Source organism: Halobacterium wangiae (assembly GCF_021249345.1).
GTDB classification, from domain to species: Archaea; Halobacteriota; Halobacteria; order Halobacteriales; family Halobacteriaceae; genus Halobacterium; species Halobacterium wangiae.
Window position 1 is genome coordinate 1,000,213 of sequence record NZ_CP089588.1, and the last position, 15,307, is coordinate 1,015,519.

16 protein-coding genes and 1 tRNA gene are annotated in these 15,307 nt (G+C 68.0%); 8 read left to right on the top strand and 9 right to left on the bottom strand.

Translation table 11 applies throughout. The annotated features are described in order from the left end of the window. Positions 1–88 precede the first annotated feature (88 nt). The 6 genes from LT965_RS16560 (at position 89) to LT965_RS05525 (ending at position 5,895) form a co-directional block, all read left to right on the top strand. Positions 89–217: a hypothetical protein gene (locus LT965_RS16560; RefSeq protein WP_269782712.1), complete on the top strand. Its 129-nt coding sequence runs from the start codon at positions 89–91 to the stop codon at positions 215–217. After that, positions 210–1,247 (top strand): isocitrate lyase, encoded by a 1,038-nt coding sequence (aceA, locus tag LT965_RS05505; protein ID WP_232703016.1) that lies wholly within the window; start codon positions 210–212, stop codon positions 1,245–1,247. The genes LT965_RS16560 and aceA overlap by 8 nt, the downstream gene beginning before the upstream one ends. Further along, positions 1,240–2,553 carry a malate synthase AceB gene (gene aceB, locus LT965_RS05510; protein WP_232703017.1) on the top strand — a complete coding sequence of 438 codons (1,314 nt, stop codon included), beginning with the start codon at positions 1,240–1,242 and terminating at the stop codon, positions 2,551–2,553. The genes aceA and aceB overlap by 8 nt, the downstream gene beginning before the upstream one ends. Before the next feature lie 132 nt (positions 2,554–2,685). Next, positions 2,686–3,801 (top strand): tRNA (guanine(26)-N(2))-dimethyltransferase, encoded by a 1,116-nt coding sequence (locus LT965_RS05515; protein WP_232703018.1) that lies wholly within the window; start codon positions 2,686–2,688, stop codon positions 3,799–3,801. A gap of 64 nt (positions 3,802–3,865) precedes the next feature. Further along, positions 3,866–5,035 carry a YihY/virulence factor BrkB family protein gene (locus LT965_RS05520; RefSeq protein ID WP_232703019.1) on the top strand — a complete coding sequence of 390 codons (1,170 nt, stop codon included), beginning with the start codon at positions 3,866–3,868 and terminating at the stop codon, positions 5,033–5,035. Next, positions 5,032–5,895 (top strand): phosphatase PAP2 family protein, encoded by an 864-nt coding sequence (locus tag LT965_RS05525; RefSeq protein ID WP_232703020.1) that lies wholly within the window; start codon positions 5,032–5,034, stop codon positions 5,893–5,895. The genes LT965_RS05520 and LT965_RS05525 overlap by 4 nt, the downstream gene beginning before the upstream one ends. Here LT965_RS05525 and glnA read toward each other — a convergent pair. Next, positions 5,841–7,208 (bottom strand): type I glutamate--ammonia ligase, encoded by a 1,368-nt coding sequence (gene glnA / locus LT965_RS05530; RefSeq protein ID WP_232703021.1) that lies wholly within the window; start codon positions 7,206–7,208, stop codon positions 5,841–5,843. The genes LT965_RS05525 and glnA overlap by 55 nt on opposite strands. Before the next feature lie 125 nt (positions 7,209–7,333). On the opposite strand from glnA, the gene lrp reads away from it, so the two are divergent. Next, a complete protein-coding gene (lrp, locus tag LT965_RS05535) occupies positions 7,334–7,795 on the top strand; it encodes an HTH-type transcriptional regulator Lrp (RefSeq protein WP_232703022.1) in 462 nt (153 codons plus the stop codon). Positions 7,796–7,823: 28 nt separating this feature from the next. Here the strand turns inward: lrp and LT965_RS05540 are convergent, their stop codons facing one another. From LT965_RS05540 to ilvA, 8 genes are all read right to left on the bottom strand, one after another. Then, positions 7,824–8,279: a response regulator gene (locus tag LT965_RS05540; protein ID WP_232703023.1), complete on the bottom strand. Its 456-nt coding sequence runs from the start codon at positions 8,277–8,279 to the stop codon at positions 7,824–7,826. A gap of 185 nt (positions 8,280–8,464) precedes the next feature. Beyond that, positions 8,465–10,129 (bottom strand): thermosome subunit beta, encoded by a 1,665-nt coding sequence (gene thsB, locus LT965_RS05545; protein WP_232703024.1) that lies wholly within the window; start codon positions 10,127–10,129, stop codon positions 8,465–8,467. A gap of 205 nt (positions 10,130–10,334) precedes the next feature. Beyond that, positions 10,335–10,640 (bottom strand): hypothetical protein, encoded by a 306-nt coding sequence (locus LT965_RS05550; protein ID WP_232703025.1) that lies wholly within the window; start codon positions 10,638–10,640, stop codon positions 10,335–10,337. 111 nt (positions 10,641–10,751) lie between these two features. Next, on the bottom strand, positions 10,752–11,579 hold the full coding sequence (locus LT965_RS05555; protein ID WP_232703026.1) for a formate/nitrite transporter family protein: 828 nt from the start codon (positions 11,577–11,579) through the stop codon (positions 10,752–10,754). A gap of 143 nt (positions 11,580–11,722) precedes the next feature. Then, a tRNA-Ser gene (locus LT965_RS05560) sits at positions 11,723–11,804 on the bottom strand. Positions 11,805–11,851: 47 nt separating this feature from the next. Further along, the gene (locus tag LT965_RS05565; RefSeq protein ID WP_232703027.1) at positions 11,852–12,040 is read right to left on the bottom strand and encodes a DUF7981 family protein; all 189 of its coding nucleotides are present in this window, start codon (positions 12,038–12,040) and stop codon (positions 11,852–11,854) included. 2 nt (positions 12,041–12,042) lie between these two features. After that, complete coding sequence (locus tag LT965_RS05570) at positions 12,043–12,429, bottom strand: Rid family detoxifying hydrolase (protein ID WP_232703028.1); 387 nt, start codon at positions 12,427–12,429, stop codon at positions 12,043–12,045. A gap of 69 nt (positions 12,430–12,498) precedes the next feature. After that, the gene (ilvA, locus tag LT965_RS05575; protein WP_232703029.1) at positions 12,499–13,728 is read right to left on the bottom strand and encodes a threonine ammonia-lyase; all 1,230 of its coding nucleotides are present in this window, start codon (positions 13,726–13,728) and stop codon (positions 12,499–12,501) included. A gap of 243 nt (positions 13,729–13,971) precedes the next feature. Between ilvA and LT965_RS05580 the strand changes: the two genes are divergently transcribed. Continuing rightward, positions 13,972–15,273, top strand: a complete 1,302-nt coding sequence (locus LT965_RS05580) for an MATE family efflux transporter (protein ID WP_349292085.1) — start codon at positions 13,972–13,974, stop codon at positions 15,271–15,273. The last annotated feature ends 34 nt before the right edge of the window (positions 15,274–15,307 follow it).

Below are 15,307 nucleotides of genomic sequence, written 5' to 3' on the forward strand. Positions count from 1 at the left end.
CCTGTCTGGTCGTCGTGCTCGCAGCACACAGCCACGAACGGACTCGCACCACCCGCCGACCACCCAGAGACCGACGGAGACCCACCTGATGCCCCGATACACCGACATCGAGAACACCGGCATGCCAGTCGTGCCAGACCTCAGAACGGACGCCGACCGCCAGCAGTGCCTCGAAGAGACCGTCCAGAGCCACCGACTCCCACCCACCGATGACTGACGACACCGACTACACGCGACGAGACCTCGACAACCCCGCGGGCCGTGAGTTCCGCGAGAAAATCGACGAACAGGAGTACGTGTTCGCCCCCGGCCTCTACCACGCGCTGGACGCCCGCCTCGCCGAGATGGCGGGCCTCGACGCCGCGTACATGAGCGGCTACTCGACGGTGCTCGGCCAGTTCGGCCTCCCGGACCTCGAGATGGTGTCGATGACGGAGATGGTCGAGAACGCCAAGCGCATCGTCGACGCCACCGACCTCCCCGTCGTCGCGGACTGCGACACGGGCTACGGCGGCATCCACAACGTCCGGCGGGCCGTCCGGGAGTACGAGAAGGCGGGCGTCGCCGCCGTCCACATCGAGGACCAGACGACGCCCAAGCGCTGTGGGCACATCGCTGGCAAGCAGATCGTCTCCCGGGAGAAGGCCCGCGCGCGCTTCGAGGCCGCAGTGGACGCCAGACAGAGCGAGGACACGGTCGTTATCGCGCGCACGGACGCCTACGGCTCCGCGAACGGCGACTGGGAGGAACACCTCGAACGCGGCCGCATCTACGCCGACGCCGGCGTCGACATCGTCTGGCCCGAGATGCCCGACCCCTCCCGCGAGGACGCCGTCGAGTACGCCGAGACCATCCACGAGACCCACCCGGACCTCGACCTCGCGTTCAACTACTCGTCGTCGTTCGCGTGGAGCGAACAGGACGACCCGCTGACGTTCTCCGAACTCGGCGGCCTCGGCTACAACTACATCTTCGTGACGCTGTACGCGCTCCACTCGGGCGCCCACGCCGTCTACGAGGACATGGCGAACGTCCAGGAGAACGCCGAGCAGGCGCAGTTCGACCTCGAGGACCGCTACCTCGGCCACGAGACGGAGAGCCACCACGAACTCTCCCAGGTGTCCCGGTACCAGGACATCGAGACGGAGTTCGACCCGGAGGCCCGCCGGCGCATCGAGAACTCCGAGGGGTTCTCCGAGGACGACGCCGACCCCATCACGGCCCAGGAAACCGGAGACGATGACTGACCCGACCGCGCGCCACTACGACCGCGAGTTCGTCCGGACGTTCTTCACGTCCCCGACCGCCGTGGAGGGCGAGGACGACTCCGCGAAGCTGCTCCGCCGGGCCGCCCAGCTCCGCGGCATGCAGGCGCCGGACGTCTGGGTGCCGGACAACGAGGACGCCACCGCCCCCTCGATGCGCGACGAAGGGGTAGAGAACGTCGTCGACGTCGTCGCCGAGCACGGCGCCGACTTCCCGGGCGAGATCCACCCCCGCATCGTCTGGCACCGCGACGACCCCCAGACCCGCTACCGCGGGTTCCAACACGCTCTCGACATCGCCGACCCCCAGAACGGCGCCAGTGAGTACATCGACGGCTTCGTGATTCCGGAGGTCGGTGGCGTCGACGACTGGAAGAAGGCCGACGAGTGCCTCACCATCGTCGAGCACGAACACGGCCTCGACCCCCGCTCGCTCTCGATGTCCGTCATCGTCGAGAGCGGGGAAGCCGAACTCGCGATGGGCGACCTCCGCGAGGAGATCGGCAAGTCCGAGAACAACCTCGAACGCCTGTTCCTCCTCGTCGACGGCGAGGTCGACTACACGAAGGACATGCGCGCGATGACGCCGACCGGCGAACTCCCACCGTGGCCCGAACTGCGGCACAACACGTCTCGGGGCGCCAGCGCCGCCGGCCTCGTCGCCGTCGACGGCCCCTACGACGACATCCGGGACGTCGAGGGCTACCGCGAGCGCATGCGGGAGAACCGCGCGAAGGGGATGACCGGCATCTGGTCGCTCACCCCGACCCAGGTCGAGGTGGCGAACACCGCACCGCTCCCGCCCGAGTCCGGGCGCTGGTTGCTCGACGTCGACGGCGAGTCGGTCGAACTCGACCCCGAGGACGGCCGCCAGGTCTACCGCGGGAACGCACTCTCCCTCGAAGCGACCGGCGAGGACCAGTACGTCCTCCGGGTCGGTGGCGACGAGCGAACACTCGACGGCGACGAACTCCACGAGAAACTGCTCGACCGCACGTCCTACGTCCCGAGCATGGACGACATCGTGGACTCGATGGAGGCGTTCGAGACCGCCAAGGAGTCCGGGAAGGGCGCCATCGCGATGACGCAGTCGACGACGCTCGCCGTCGGCGACGTCGAAGTCGACCTGAGCCGGGACCGGATGTGGGACGAAGCCACCTACCAGGCCGCCCAGACGCCCATCACGCTGTTCCAAGACGTCTACGAACACCGGTCCGACCAGCACGAAGAACTCGAAGAACGGTACGGTGCGGACGTCGTCGAACGCGCCACGAACGTCGGCGGCTGAGCCGCTCGTTCGTTCTTCATCGTGGCTCGCGGCTCACGGGTCGTTTCACTCCCCGCTCACTCGTTCCGAGGCGCGTAGCGCCTCGGGCCTCGCAACCACGACCCTTTTTTCGCACCCCCACCGAGTAGCGGTATGCTCGTCGAGGAGGGCGGCGTCACGGTCGAGGTTCCAGGGGAGTCCGGCGGCGGCGAGGGCGCCGACGACGGCGTGTTCTTCAACCCGACTCAGGAGCTCAACCGGGACGTGACGGTCGCGACGCTGGCGGCGTACCGGGAGCGCGAGCCACGCGCGACCACCTACCTCGACGCGATGGCGGCCAGCGGCATCCGGGGCGTCCGGGCGGCCGCGAACGGCTGGGACGCGACGCTCGCCGACCTCGACCCGGACGCCGTGGAACTCGCACGGGCGAACCTCGCGCGAAACGGCCTCGACGGCGAGGTCGTCGAGCGGAACGTCAACAGCCTCCTGTACGACGACGACCGGTTCTTCGACATCGTGGACGTCGACCCGTTCGGGACGCCGATCCCGTTCGCGGACGCGGCGTTCGCCAACGCCCGGAACCTCGTCTGCATCACGGCGACGGACACTGCCCCGCTCTGCGGTGCGCACTTCGAGTCCGGCGTGCGGAAGTACGGAGCAGTCCCGCGGAATACGGAGTACCACGCGGAGATGGGGCTGCGGGTGTTGCTGTCGGCGCTCGCGCGCACCGCGGCGCGCTACGACGTCGGCGTCACGCCCGTCCTGAGCCACGTCAGCGACCACTACGTGCGGACGTACCTCGACCTCTCCCACCGCGCGACGGACGCCAACAGCGCTATCGACGAACTCGGGTACGTCTACCACTGCCAGCAGTGTCTCCACCGCGAACACGAGGACGGCCTGATCGCCGACCCGCGCGACGAGTGCCCACACTGCGGCGGCGACCAGGTGCTGTCCGCCGGCCCGCTGTGGCTCGGTCCCGCCCACGACGAGGCGTTCGTGGCGAGTGTGCGCGAGCAGGTCACCGACGAGATGGGGACGGCGAAGCGCGCCCGGAAGCTCCTCGACACCGTCGAGGGCGAACTCCACGAACCAACGCACTTCGACCAGCACCGCCTCTACAGGCAGTGGTCCGAACCCGCGATCGGGATGGACGAGTTCCTCGACGAACTGACAGACGCCGGCCTCGCGGCCTCCCGGACGCACTTCGGGGGGACGACGTTCAAGACCGACGGGACGCTCGCCGACGTCGAGGCCGCCGTCCGCTGACCGACGGATGCATCAGTTCGCGCGCACGACCCGATTTATGGGTAGGGCTGCCGAACGTACCGACGTGACCCGACTCCGGAACGCCATCGGTCTCCTGAAGCAGATGGTCCGGACGGCGCGCGACGAACAGGTGACGTTCCTCTCGGCCGCCGTCGCGTACTACGCGTTCGTCTCTATCGTCCCCCTGCTGTTGCTCGGCGTCGCCGTCGGCACCGCCGTCGGCGGGGAGGCGCTCGTCGACGCCGTCGTCGGGAACCTCGACCAGTTCCTCACCGACACCGGACAGGACGTCGTCCGCGACGCGCTGACGAGCGCCCGCGGACAGGTGAGCGCGACGGCCGCCGGGCTCGCCCTGTTGATGTGGTCCGGGCTGAAACTGTTCCGCGGCCTCGACGTGGCGTTCTCCCGGATCTACGGCGTCCAGGCTATCGAGTCGCTCCCGAAGCAGGTGACCGACGCCACCGTCGTGCTCGCCACCATCGCGGTGGCCGTCGTCGCCTCCGTCGGCATCGGCTTCCTCGTCCCGTCGCTCGGCGTCGTCGCGTACGTGAACGTCGCCACGGTGACGACGCTGTTCGTCTCGCTGTCGCTCGTCTTCCTGCCGGCCTACTACGTCTTTCCGAACGTCCCGATGACAGTTCGGCAGGCAGTCCCCGGGGCGACGTTCGCGGCCCTCGGGTGGACGGCCCTCTCCCAGTCCTTCCGCGTCTACACCGGGTACGTCGGGGGGATGGAGGTGTACGGCTTCCTCGGCGCGGCGCTGCTGCTGGTGACCTGGCTCTACGTTGGCGCCATAATTATCACCCTCGGTGCAGTATTGAATGCTGTGTTGTCGGGACGAACTGACGACGACGACGAATCCGCCCGCCCGCCCCCCGAGGAGGCGCCCGACATCGCCGAACTCGGCGCCGAAGTCGAGGCGATGCGCGCGGAGCTGGACGCGAAGACCGTGAGCAAGCAGGACCTCGAGAGCGACCTGAAGCGGTACGTCCGCGCCCGGATGCGCCGCGGGCACGCCCGGGGCTGGGGGCCGTACCTCGTGTTGCTGTACGGCACGGCGATGACCATCGGCGCGTTCGTCTACCTCGGCGGTGGCTGGGCGATCCTGGCGATGGTCGTCGTCTGGCTCTCCACCCTCGGCCTCTACACGCTGATGGTGCTGTTCGGCCTCGGCGCGAACGCCATCGGCCTCCCGGGTCGCCTCGCCGACCGCGTGCGTTCGTGGCGATCATGACCGGGCGCGGAATCGGCGTGGCCGAGGCGATCGCCGGGAGCGTTCCAGGCTCGCTCGTCGTCGTGCTGGCCGTGCTCACCTTCCTCGGGAGCACCTGGCTCATCACGACACTCGGGCCCGCCGTCTACCTCTTCGGCCCGCGCCGCGGGCTGCTCTCGAGACGCGACGGCGCGCGCCTGCTCGCGGTGAGCATCGGCGCGCTCGCGCTCGTCGTCCTCCTGAAGGGGCTGTTCGACGTGGCGCGACCACCGGAGACGGTGATGCTGATCGCCGAGGAGGGCAACGGCTTCCCGAGCGGACACGCGACGGGGGCGGCGGCGTTCTACGGGGGACTCGCAGCGCTCGTCGGCGTCGGTACGCGCGTCCGACGGCTGCTGGCCGCGGCCGGGATGGTCGCCTTCGTCTCGTTCACGCGACTCGCGCTCGGCGTCCACTACCTCGTGGACGTGGTGGCTGGCGCCGCGCTCGGCGCCGCGTTCGTCGGCGTCCTACTCGCACTCACCCGTCGCCGCGTCGGCTACGGGTTCGGCGTCGCGTTCGTCACCGCGGTCGCCGCCGTCGTTCTCGTCGGGCCACACCACGACGCGATGGCCGCGCTCGGCGGGACGGCCGGTGTCCTCGTCGGCTGGTGGCTGGTCACCGAGCGTGACGCGCTCGAACGACCCGTACGCACGGTGCCGACGCTCGTGGCGCTGGCGCTGCTGGGCAGTGCGGCGGCAGCCACGCTGGCGCTCGACGCCCCGATTCCGGCAGTCGTGGCCGCCCACGTCGCCGCCGGAGTCGGGTTCGTCGGTCTGCCCGCGCTTCAGAAGGTCTCGAGGTACCGGTCGAGTTCCCAGTCGGAGACGTCGACGCGGTAGTCGTCGAACTCCGACCGCTTCGCCTCGACGAACTTCTCCGCGACGTGCTCGCCGAGCGCGTCGGTGACGACGTCGTCTTCGGCCAGTGCGTCCAGCGCCTCGCCGAGGTTCGACGGGAGCGTCTCGATGCCGTACTCCTGGCGTTTCTGCTCGTCGAACTCGTAGATGTTCTCACGGACCGGTTCGTCGCAGTCCAGTCCGCGCTCGATGCCGTCGAGGCCGGCGTGGATGAGCACCGCGAACGCGAGGTACGGGTTACACGACGGGTCGGGGAAGCGCGCCTCGATGCGGCTGGCAGCGGGCACGCGCGCCGCCGGCTTCCGGATGAGCGCCGAACGGTTGCGGTCGGACCACGCCACGTACACCGGGGCTTCGTAGCCCGGGACGAGGCGCTTGTAGGAGTTCACGGTCGGGTTCGTGACGGCCGCGAGCGCCTTCGCGTGTTCGAGGACGCCGGCGGTGAACTGTTTGGCCTCCTCGGAGAGGTTGAACTCGTCGTCGGCGTCGTGGAACGCGTTCGTGCCGTCCTCGGTGAACAGCGAGAAGTGGGCGTGCATGCCCGACCCGTTGATGCGCGGGATGGGCTTGGGCATGAACGTCGCGTGGAGGTCGTGCTGGGCCGCGATAGCGCGGACGACCGTGCGGAACGTCCCGACGTTGTCGGCCGTCGTGAGGGCGTCGTCGTACTCGAAGTTGATCTCGTGTTGCCCCTCGGCGACCTCGTGGTGGGAGGCCTCGATCTCGAAGCCCATGTCCTCGAGGCCGTAGATGATGTCCCGGCGCACGTCGCTCGCGAGGTCCTTCGGCGCGAGGTCGAAGTAGCCGCCGGCGTCGTTGGTCTTCGTCGTCGCGCGGCCGTTCTCGTCCTCCTCGAAGAGGAAGAACTCGGGTTCGGGCGCGGCGTTCACCGTGTACCCCATCTCCTCCGCGCGGTCGAGGGCCTGCTTCAGGACGTAGCGCGGGTCGCCCTCGAACGGTTCGCCCGTCGAGGTGTTGATGACGTCACAGATGAGACGGGCGGCGCCGCCGGTCTCGCCCTCCCGGGTCCGCCACGGGAGCACCGAGAACGTCTCGGAGTCGGGCTTGAGGCGCATGTCGGACTCCTGGATGCGGACGAAGCCGTCGATCGAGGACCCGTCGAAGTAGATACCCTCGCGGAACGCCTTCTCCGCCTGCGAGGCGGGGACGGAGACGTTCTTCACGGTGCCGAGGATGTCCGTGAACTGGAGACGCAGGAAGTCGATGCCCTCTTCGTCAATCTTCTCGACGACCGCCTGCTCGCGTTCGTCGAGTTCCGAGTTGTCGTTCGTCATTTCTATGGACAGAACACACGACTACATCCACGGTTAAATCGTTACCGCTCGGGGTAAGTATGAGCCTGTGCGTCCAGAACTGGACATTCGTAAACTTCTATACGGGGGAGAGGCAATCGGGGTGTATGACGTACGAGAACCTCGACGCGCGACTCGTGAACGAACTCCTCGGCGACGGCCGCGCCAGTCTCCGCAGTCTCGGCGAGGACCTCGGCGTCTCCGTCACCACCGTCTCGAACCACCTCCAGACCCTCGAGGAGGGCGGCGTCATCCAGGGGTACACGCCCATCGTGAACTACGACGAACTCGGCTACGACGTCACCGCCATCCTCCAGCTCAAGGTCGAGGGCGGTGCACTCCCGGACATCACCGGTCGTCTCCGCGGTCACAAGCAGATGGTCTCCGTCTACGAGGTGACCGGCGACTACGACGTCGTCGCCGTCGGCAAGTTCAAAGACACCGACGACATGAACGCACTCATCAAGGAACTGCTCGCGGACGCCGACATCAAGGAGTCCAACACGAGCGTCGTCCTGAACGCCGCCGCCGAGAACGAGCAGTTCGAACTCGACATCGACGAGGAGTAGCCCGGCGGTCCAACGGCAGAACGACTGCTCAATCCTCTCCAGGGTGCCGGACGACCGCCAGCCAGAACTCCTCGACGGACTGCACGAACTGGATGAACTCCTCCGGTTCGACCGGCTTCTGGATGTAGTAGTCCGCGTCGAGGCCGTGCGACCTGGCGATATCCTCGCCCACGTCGGAACTCGAGAGGACGACGATGGGGACGTCCGAGAGCGCCGACTCGTCTTTCAGTTCCGACAGCAGCTCCATCCCGGCTTTCCCGGGTAGCCGCGGTTCGAGCAACACGAGGTCGGGTCGGGGCATCTCCGCGTACGCACCGTGCTGCTGGACGAAGTCGATGGCCGCCTCGCCGTCGGTGACGGTGTAGATCTCGTTCAGCAGTTTCCCGTCGTTGAACGATTCGGCGAAGAGCCGAGCGTCCCCCGGGTTGGGTTCGACCAGCAGGATGTCGATGTGATCGCCCACCCGTTCCTCGTCCGGCGTCATTGTGCCTCGTAACCAGCGAACGGACATAAAGTAGCCGTCGGGAGCAACGTTCGCGCCGCCCGCACAGTGCCGCGCTGGCCTCCCAGCGCGCAGCCGTCGCTGTGCAGCGACGCGTCGAAAGAAGTCGCGTGTCGGTGAGCGAGCGGGGCTCTGTCGGCTGTCGTGAAGTCGGTCTGAGACCGATCTTACATCATGCCGCCCATGCCGCCGCCCATGCCGCCCATGCCGCCGGCGCCGCCCTCGTCGTCACCCTTGTCGGTGGAGAGGTCGCCGGCGGAGATGATGTCGTCGATCTTGAGCACGAGGTTCGCGGCCTCGGAGGCGCTCGTGACGGCCTGCTCCTTGGCGTGAGCGGGCTCGACGACGCCAGCCTCGAAGGTGTCCTCGAGGTTGCCCGAGAGGACGTTCAGGCCGGTGCGCTCCTCGCCGGACTCGTGGGCCGAGCGGAGGTCGACGAGCGTGTCGATGGAGTCGAGGCCCGCGTTCTCCGCGAGGACGCGGGGGACGAGCTCCAGGGAGTCGGCGAACGCCTCGACGGCGAGCTGCTCGCGGCCGGAGACGGAGTCCGCGAAGTTGCGGAGGCGGTCCGCGAGTTCGACCTCGATGGCGCCGCCGCCGGGGAGCACGCGACCGTCGCTGAGCGTCTGGGCCGACACGTCGAGCGCGTCGGTGACACCGCGCTCGAGTTCGTCGACGACGTACTCGGTGGAGCCGCGCAGGAGGATGGTGACGCCGTGGGCCTCGTCGTCGTCGCCCTCGACGTAGAACAGTTCGTCCTCGTCGTCGCGCGTGACGGAGCCGCTGGCGACGTCGTCCTCGCTGGCCGCGTCGAGGTCCGTGACGACGGACGAGTTGAGCACGTTCGTCAGGAACTCGATGTCGGACTTCTTCGTGCGGCGGACCGCGAGGATGCCCTCCTTCGCGAGGTAGTGCTGGGCCATGTCGTCGATGCCCTTCTGGCAGAAGACGACGTTGGCGCCGGTGTCGACGATCTGCTGGACCTTCTCCTTGAGCTGCTGTTCCTCCTGGTCAAGGAAGGACTGGAGCTGGTCGGGGCTCTCGATGTTGACGTTCGTGTCGGCCTCGGCCTCCTCGACCTCGACGGCCTCGTTGAGGAGGAGGATGCGGGCGTCCTCGACGACGCTGGGCATCCCGTCGTGGACCGGGTCCTTGCTGATGGCTGCGCCGCGGAGGAGTTCGGACTCGCTGGAGCTACGGCCGGTCTGGGTCTCGATGTTGATGTTGGCTGCGTCGACGACGACGTCGCCGTCCTCGGTGTCGACGGCGACCTGCTTGATCGCCTCGTAGATGATGCCGGAGAGGAGTTCCTTGTCGAGTTCGGCGCCCTTCCCGGTCATGGAGGTCTCGGCGACGCTCCGGATGAGGTCCTCGTCGTCGGGGTCGACCGCGATGGCGATGTCGTCGACCTCCTCGCGGGCCTGTTCGGCGGCGAGGTTGTACCCCTTGATGATGGCCGTCGGGTGGATGTCGTTCTCGAGGAGGTCCTCGGCGTTCTTGAGGAGTTCACCCGCGATGGCGACCGCGGTCGTGGTGCCGTCGCCGGCCTCGTCCTCCTGTGTCTCGGCGACCTCGACGATCATCTCAGCCGTCGGGTTGTCGATGTCCATCTCCTGGAGGATGGTGACGCCGTCGTTCGTGACGGTGACGTCGCCCATCGAGGAGACGAGCATCTTGTCCATCCCTTTCGGGCCGAGCGTGGAGCGTACCGCGTCGGCGACCGCGCGCGCCGCGGAGATGTTGTGCTCCTGGGCGTCCTTGTCCTTCACGCGCTGTGCGTCGTCGCCCATGATGATCATCGGCTGACCCTGCATCCGGTTTCGCTGTGCCATAGGTACTGGATAGATTGAATGTGATTCTATATAAAACTTCCCCACACGTCAGCCGTGGAGTGGGCGGGTGCATTCCCAGTGAGCGCCTGAAACGCCTGCAATCTCGCCGAGGCAGCGAAATAGTGTGCCAGTCGTTCACACGAACCAACCCGGCAAAGACGGGTTTTAAGTAATCCTCTGGCGGCCCGGTCCGCGTTCGCCCGCCCTACGCCTCCTCCTCGGCGGCGTAGCCGAGCGCCTCGACGTCGGAGAGGTTCCCCACGGGTTCGGTCGTGTCACGCTCGCCGTCGTACTCGTCGACCAGCGGTTCGAGCCAGCCGTTCGCCCACTGGGTCTCGATGCGGAACACGCGGTCGTCCTCGGTCTGGACCACCACCCAGAGTTCGCCGTCGTCGACGCGTTTGCGGTGTGAGTACCCCTCGAACTGTTCGCCCGCCACCTCGAAGCGCAGGCGCTCCAGCATCCCGAGGTCCGCGAGCGTCTCCGCCGGATTCTCGCTACACGTGGCCATACCACCTCACCGCGCCTACGCCATCTTGACTATACGTCGGCTACTCCCGATTATGGTCGAGTTAAACGCGTCACGCTGCCCCTACGCGGTCGGGGGCGGCCGAGAATCGTGCTACTCCGACTCGAAGTCGACGTCGGCCTCGTCGCCCGCGAGCGCGATGTGCCCGTAGTTGAGCAGGCCGACGAACACCGACCCGCCGACGACGTTGCCGACGGTCGCCAGCACCAGAAACTCCCCGAACGCCGCCGGCCCGACCCCCTGCCCGAGCAGCATCGCCGTCAGCAACTCCGTCGTCCCCAGGATGACGTGGTGGAACGGTCCGAACCCGATGGTCGCGGTGATTACCAGGACGACCACCACCCGCCCGATCGTGTCGCGGCTGGCGGCCGCCAGCCAGGTGGTCAGCCCCATCAGCCAGCCAGCGATGACCGCACTGGCGAGCACGACCCACCACGGGAGTCCGGTGAGCGCGTCCGCCAGCGACCCCACCGCGCCCGGTTCGACGACTCCCATCGCCGGGCCGACAACCGCGATCAGTCCCGCGAACCCGGCACAGCCCAGCAGGTTCGCGGCGTAGATGATCCCCCAGAACCGCCCCAGTTTCGAGAGCCCGATGCGCCCGTCGAGCACCGGGATGACGGCCATCGTCGCCTGGGCGGTGAACAGTTCGGTCTGGCCGATGACGACGAAGAGGAACGCGACGGCCGAGACCACCGCCAGCGTCACCTGTTTCGTGAGCTCCGAGCCGAACCCCCCGGAGTAGGTCAGCACCATCGCCATGAACAGCACGCCGAAGCTCAGGTTCAACCCCGCCGAGAAGCCCGAGAGGAACAGTCCTCTGGGCGGACGGCCGACCTCCTTGAGGGCGTTCTCCATCTCGCGTTCCAGGATGTTGCGGTACGACAGCGTCGCACCGCTGGGATCGGAGTCCGTGGACATCGAGTAGTAGACCTACCACGCTAGTACGGCGACTGCGTCCATAAACCCGGTCACCGCGAGAGCGTCCACCCCAGAGGCGCTCGCACAGACTCACGTTCCCAGCGCGATGAACCGCGTTGCTCGGCGGTGAGTCCACAGAGAAGCGCCGGGACAGGGATTTGAACCCTGAACCCCGTAAGGGGACACGCTTTCCAGGCGTGCGCTTTGCCATTCGGCCATCCCGGCCTACACTACCGTACCTCGGTCCGGCGTTTAAACCCTTCTCTTCGGCGTCAGTACACCGCGTCGTGGAGGGCGTAGGAGGCGACGGTCGCGGCGGCGAAGACGGCGAGAGCGACGCCGAGCGTTGGGCCGAACCCGATACTGCGGTCCGCGAGGAGCAGGTACGCCTGTGCGAGCACGAGGAAGGCGAGCGCGCCGACGAGACCCCAGAGGAGACTCCCCTTCGTGTGCGCTTCCATGCCTAGTGCTGTGGCTGGGTGGCGATGGCCTCGATCTCGACGCCGACGCCCTTCGGGAGGTTGGCGACCTCGACCGCGGAGCGGGCGGGCGGGTTGTCCTGGAAGTACTCCTTGTAGGCGTCGTTCATCTCGTCGAAGTCCTGGATGTCGTCCATGAACACCGACACCTTGAGCACGTCCTGCATCGTCAGCCCCTCGTCCTCGAGGATGGCCTTCACGTTCTCGAGACTCTGGCGGGTCTGGACGGCGATGGCCTCGTCGTCGAGGAGGTCGCCCTCCGGGGTCATGGGAATCTGGCCCGCAGTGAACAGGAGGTTGCCGTCTGTCGTCGCCTGACTGTACGCGCCGACCGCCGCCGGCGCGTCGGGGGTGTCGATGATGCGCTTCATACTCGGTGGCTCGCGTGCACACCCCTTAAACCCACGGAGTCCGGCGCTCTCGGACGGGACAGCGCGCAGTCAGTTCTGCGGGCGCGGGCCGTTGAGCACGGTCACCTCGAAGCCCTCCTCGCGGATGCGGTCGAGCAGCCCGTCGACGTGCTCGGGGCCGCGAGTCTCGAGGTCGAGTTCGACCTCGGTGGCGTTCATCGCGATGTCGCGGTTCGTGCGGTCGTGCTGGATGGCGTAGATGTTCGCGCGCTCGTCGGCGACGACGTCCAGCAGGTCGTTGAGCGACCCGGGGCGGTCCTTCAGGACGGTGCGCAGTTTCACGTAGCGACCCTGGTCGACGAGGCCGCGCATGATGACCGTGGTGAGCAGGTTGAGGTCGATGTTCCCGCCGCAGAGCGCGGGCACGATGGTCTCGCCCTCCTCGTAGTCGAACTTCCGCTCGAGCACCGCCGCCAGCGGCGTCGCACCGGCGCCTTCGACGAGGGTCTTGCCGCGCTCGAGCAGCAGGACGAGCGCGGTCGCGATCTCGTCGTCGGAGACCGTGACCACCTCGTCGACGCGCTCGCGGATGACGGGGAACGTCCGCTCACCGACCCGTCGGACGGCGATGCCGTCCGCGATGGTGTCGACGGAGTCGACGCTCTGGGGACCCCCTTTGTCGAGGGAACTGGCGACGGTGGAGGCACCCTCGGCCTGTACGCCCACGACGCGAACGTCGGGGTCGTGGGCCTTCACCGCAGTCGCGATGCCCGAGATGAGGCCGCCGCCCCCGATGGGGACGACGACGGTGTCGAGGTCCGGGAGGTCGTCGACGATCTCGAGGCCGAGCGTCCCCTGCCCGGCCATGATGTACTCGTCGTCGAAGGCGTGGACGTACGTGCGGCCCTCTCGGTCCTCGATTTCGTGGGCGTAGGCCTGTGCCTCGTCGTAGTCCGCGCCGTCGAGGACGACCTCCGCGCCGTAGCTCCTGGTCGCCTTCACCTTCGAGATGGGGGCGGTCTCGGGCATCACGACCTTGGAGTCGACGCCGGAGCGACTCGCCGCGAGCGCGACGCCCTGCGCGTGGTTGCCGGCGGAGGCGGTGACGACGCCGGCGGCCTGCTCCTCGTCGGTGAGCGTGCGGATGCGGTTGGTGGCCCCCCGTATCTTGAACGACCCCGTCCGCTGGAAGCACTCCAGTTTCAGGTGGACGGAGGCGCCCGTCATGTCGGAGAACGTGTGGGAGTAGTCCAGGGGTGTGTGTCGGGCGACGTCCGCGACGCGGTCGCGGGCCGCCAGCACGTCGTCGAGTTCGATCATGTCTGCGGCTACGAGGCAGTCGCTGTTAACGGTTGGTGATGTTGGCCCCAAGGAATGGGGAAAACCAGCGTGTGACGACTGAACCGAGAGACGGGACGGTAATAAAACCGACCAAACCGGAGTGAAAGTGAAACTGGAGGGTCGAGAGACCGATACGCACTTTCCGCCCGACTGCGACGGGCCGCTGTGTACCCGCGACTGCGGACCGTGTGGCGCCGGGTCTTCGCGCTCGCGTGGCCGGTGATGGCCGAGCAGACGCTCCGCACGCTGATGCGGACGGTCGACGTCCTCGTCACTGCCGCCATCTCCCCGGCCGCCGTCGTCGCCGTCGGCCTCGCCGACCTCTACGCGCGCTTCCCGCTCCGCGTGGGTCTCGGCCTCGGTGGCGGCGCCATCAGCCTCTCCAGTCAGGACACCGGCCGCGGCGCCGCAGTCACTCGCGACGAGGCCATCACACAGGCCATCATCCTCGGCGCGCTCGCCGGCCTCCCGTTCGCCGCGTTCGGCCTCCTGTTCGGCCCGGCGGCCATCCGCCTGCTCGGTGCGAACCCGACCGTCGTCGACCTCGGCGGGACCTACCTCGCAGTCGTCCTCCTCACCGCGCCGGCGCGTCACGTCGCCCTGATCGCGGCGCGCTCGCTGCAGGGGACCGGCGACACCCGGACGCCGATGTACGTCAACGCCGTCTCGAACGTCGGCAACATCCTGGGGAGTTTCGGCCTCGGCCTCGGCTACTTCGGACTCCCGGAACTCGGCGTGTTCGGCGTCGGTGTCGCCACCGCCTCGGCGAACGTCTTCACGTCGCTCGCGCTCGTCGCGGCCATCGCCTCCCGCCACACTACCGCCGGGTTCGCGCGCCCGCAGTCGACGGTCATCACGCGCCAGCTGTTCGTCGTCAGCGTGCCGAAGATCGTCGAGGGGATGAGCTCCGCGCTCGCGGAGTTCCCGTTCAACGCGCTCCTCCTGACGTTCGGCACGAACGTCAACGCCGCCTTCCAGATCGGGCGCCGGGCCTACCAGCAGGTGACGGGGCCGCTGTCCCGGGGCTACAGCGTCGCCGCGAACGTCGTCGTCGGGCAGGCGCTCGGCGAGGGTGACCCGGCCCGCGCGCGCTTCGACGGCTGGGCGGTCGCCGCGCTCGGCCTCCTCACCGTCGGCAGCGTCGGATTCGGCCTCGCGTACTTCGCCCGTCCGCTCGTCATGCTGCTCGACGACAACCCGGAGACACTCCGGTACGGCGTCTGGTTCGCTCGCGCGTACGGTCTCAGCGCGCCGTTCCTCGTCGCGTTCGTCGCGCTCTCCGGCGCGCTCCAGGGCGCCAGCGAGACCCGCGTCCCGCTTGTCGCTCGCGCCACCGGCATGTTCGGCTTCCTGCTCGGGTTCTCCTACCTCGCCGGCGTCGTCCTCGACTGGGGCGTCACCGGCGCGTACTGGGGCGTGGCGCTCGCGAACGTCTGGATGGCCGCCGTCGTCGTCGCCGGCTTCCACTGGGGCGACTGGGCGAGCAGAGCGGCAGGCATGATGGCCGAACGCGCCGACAGTTGAACGGCAGCTAATCTAGTTTCTCTATAGAGGAACG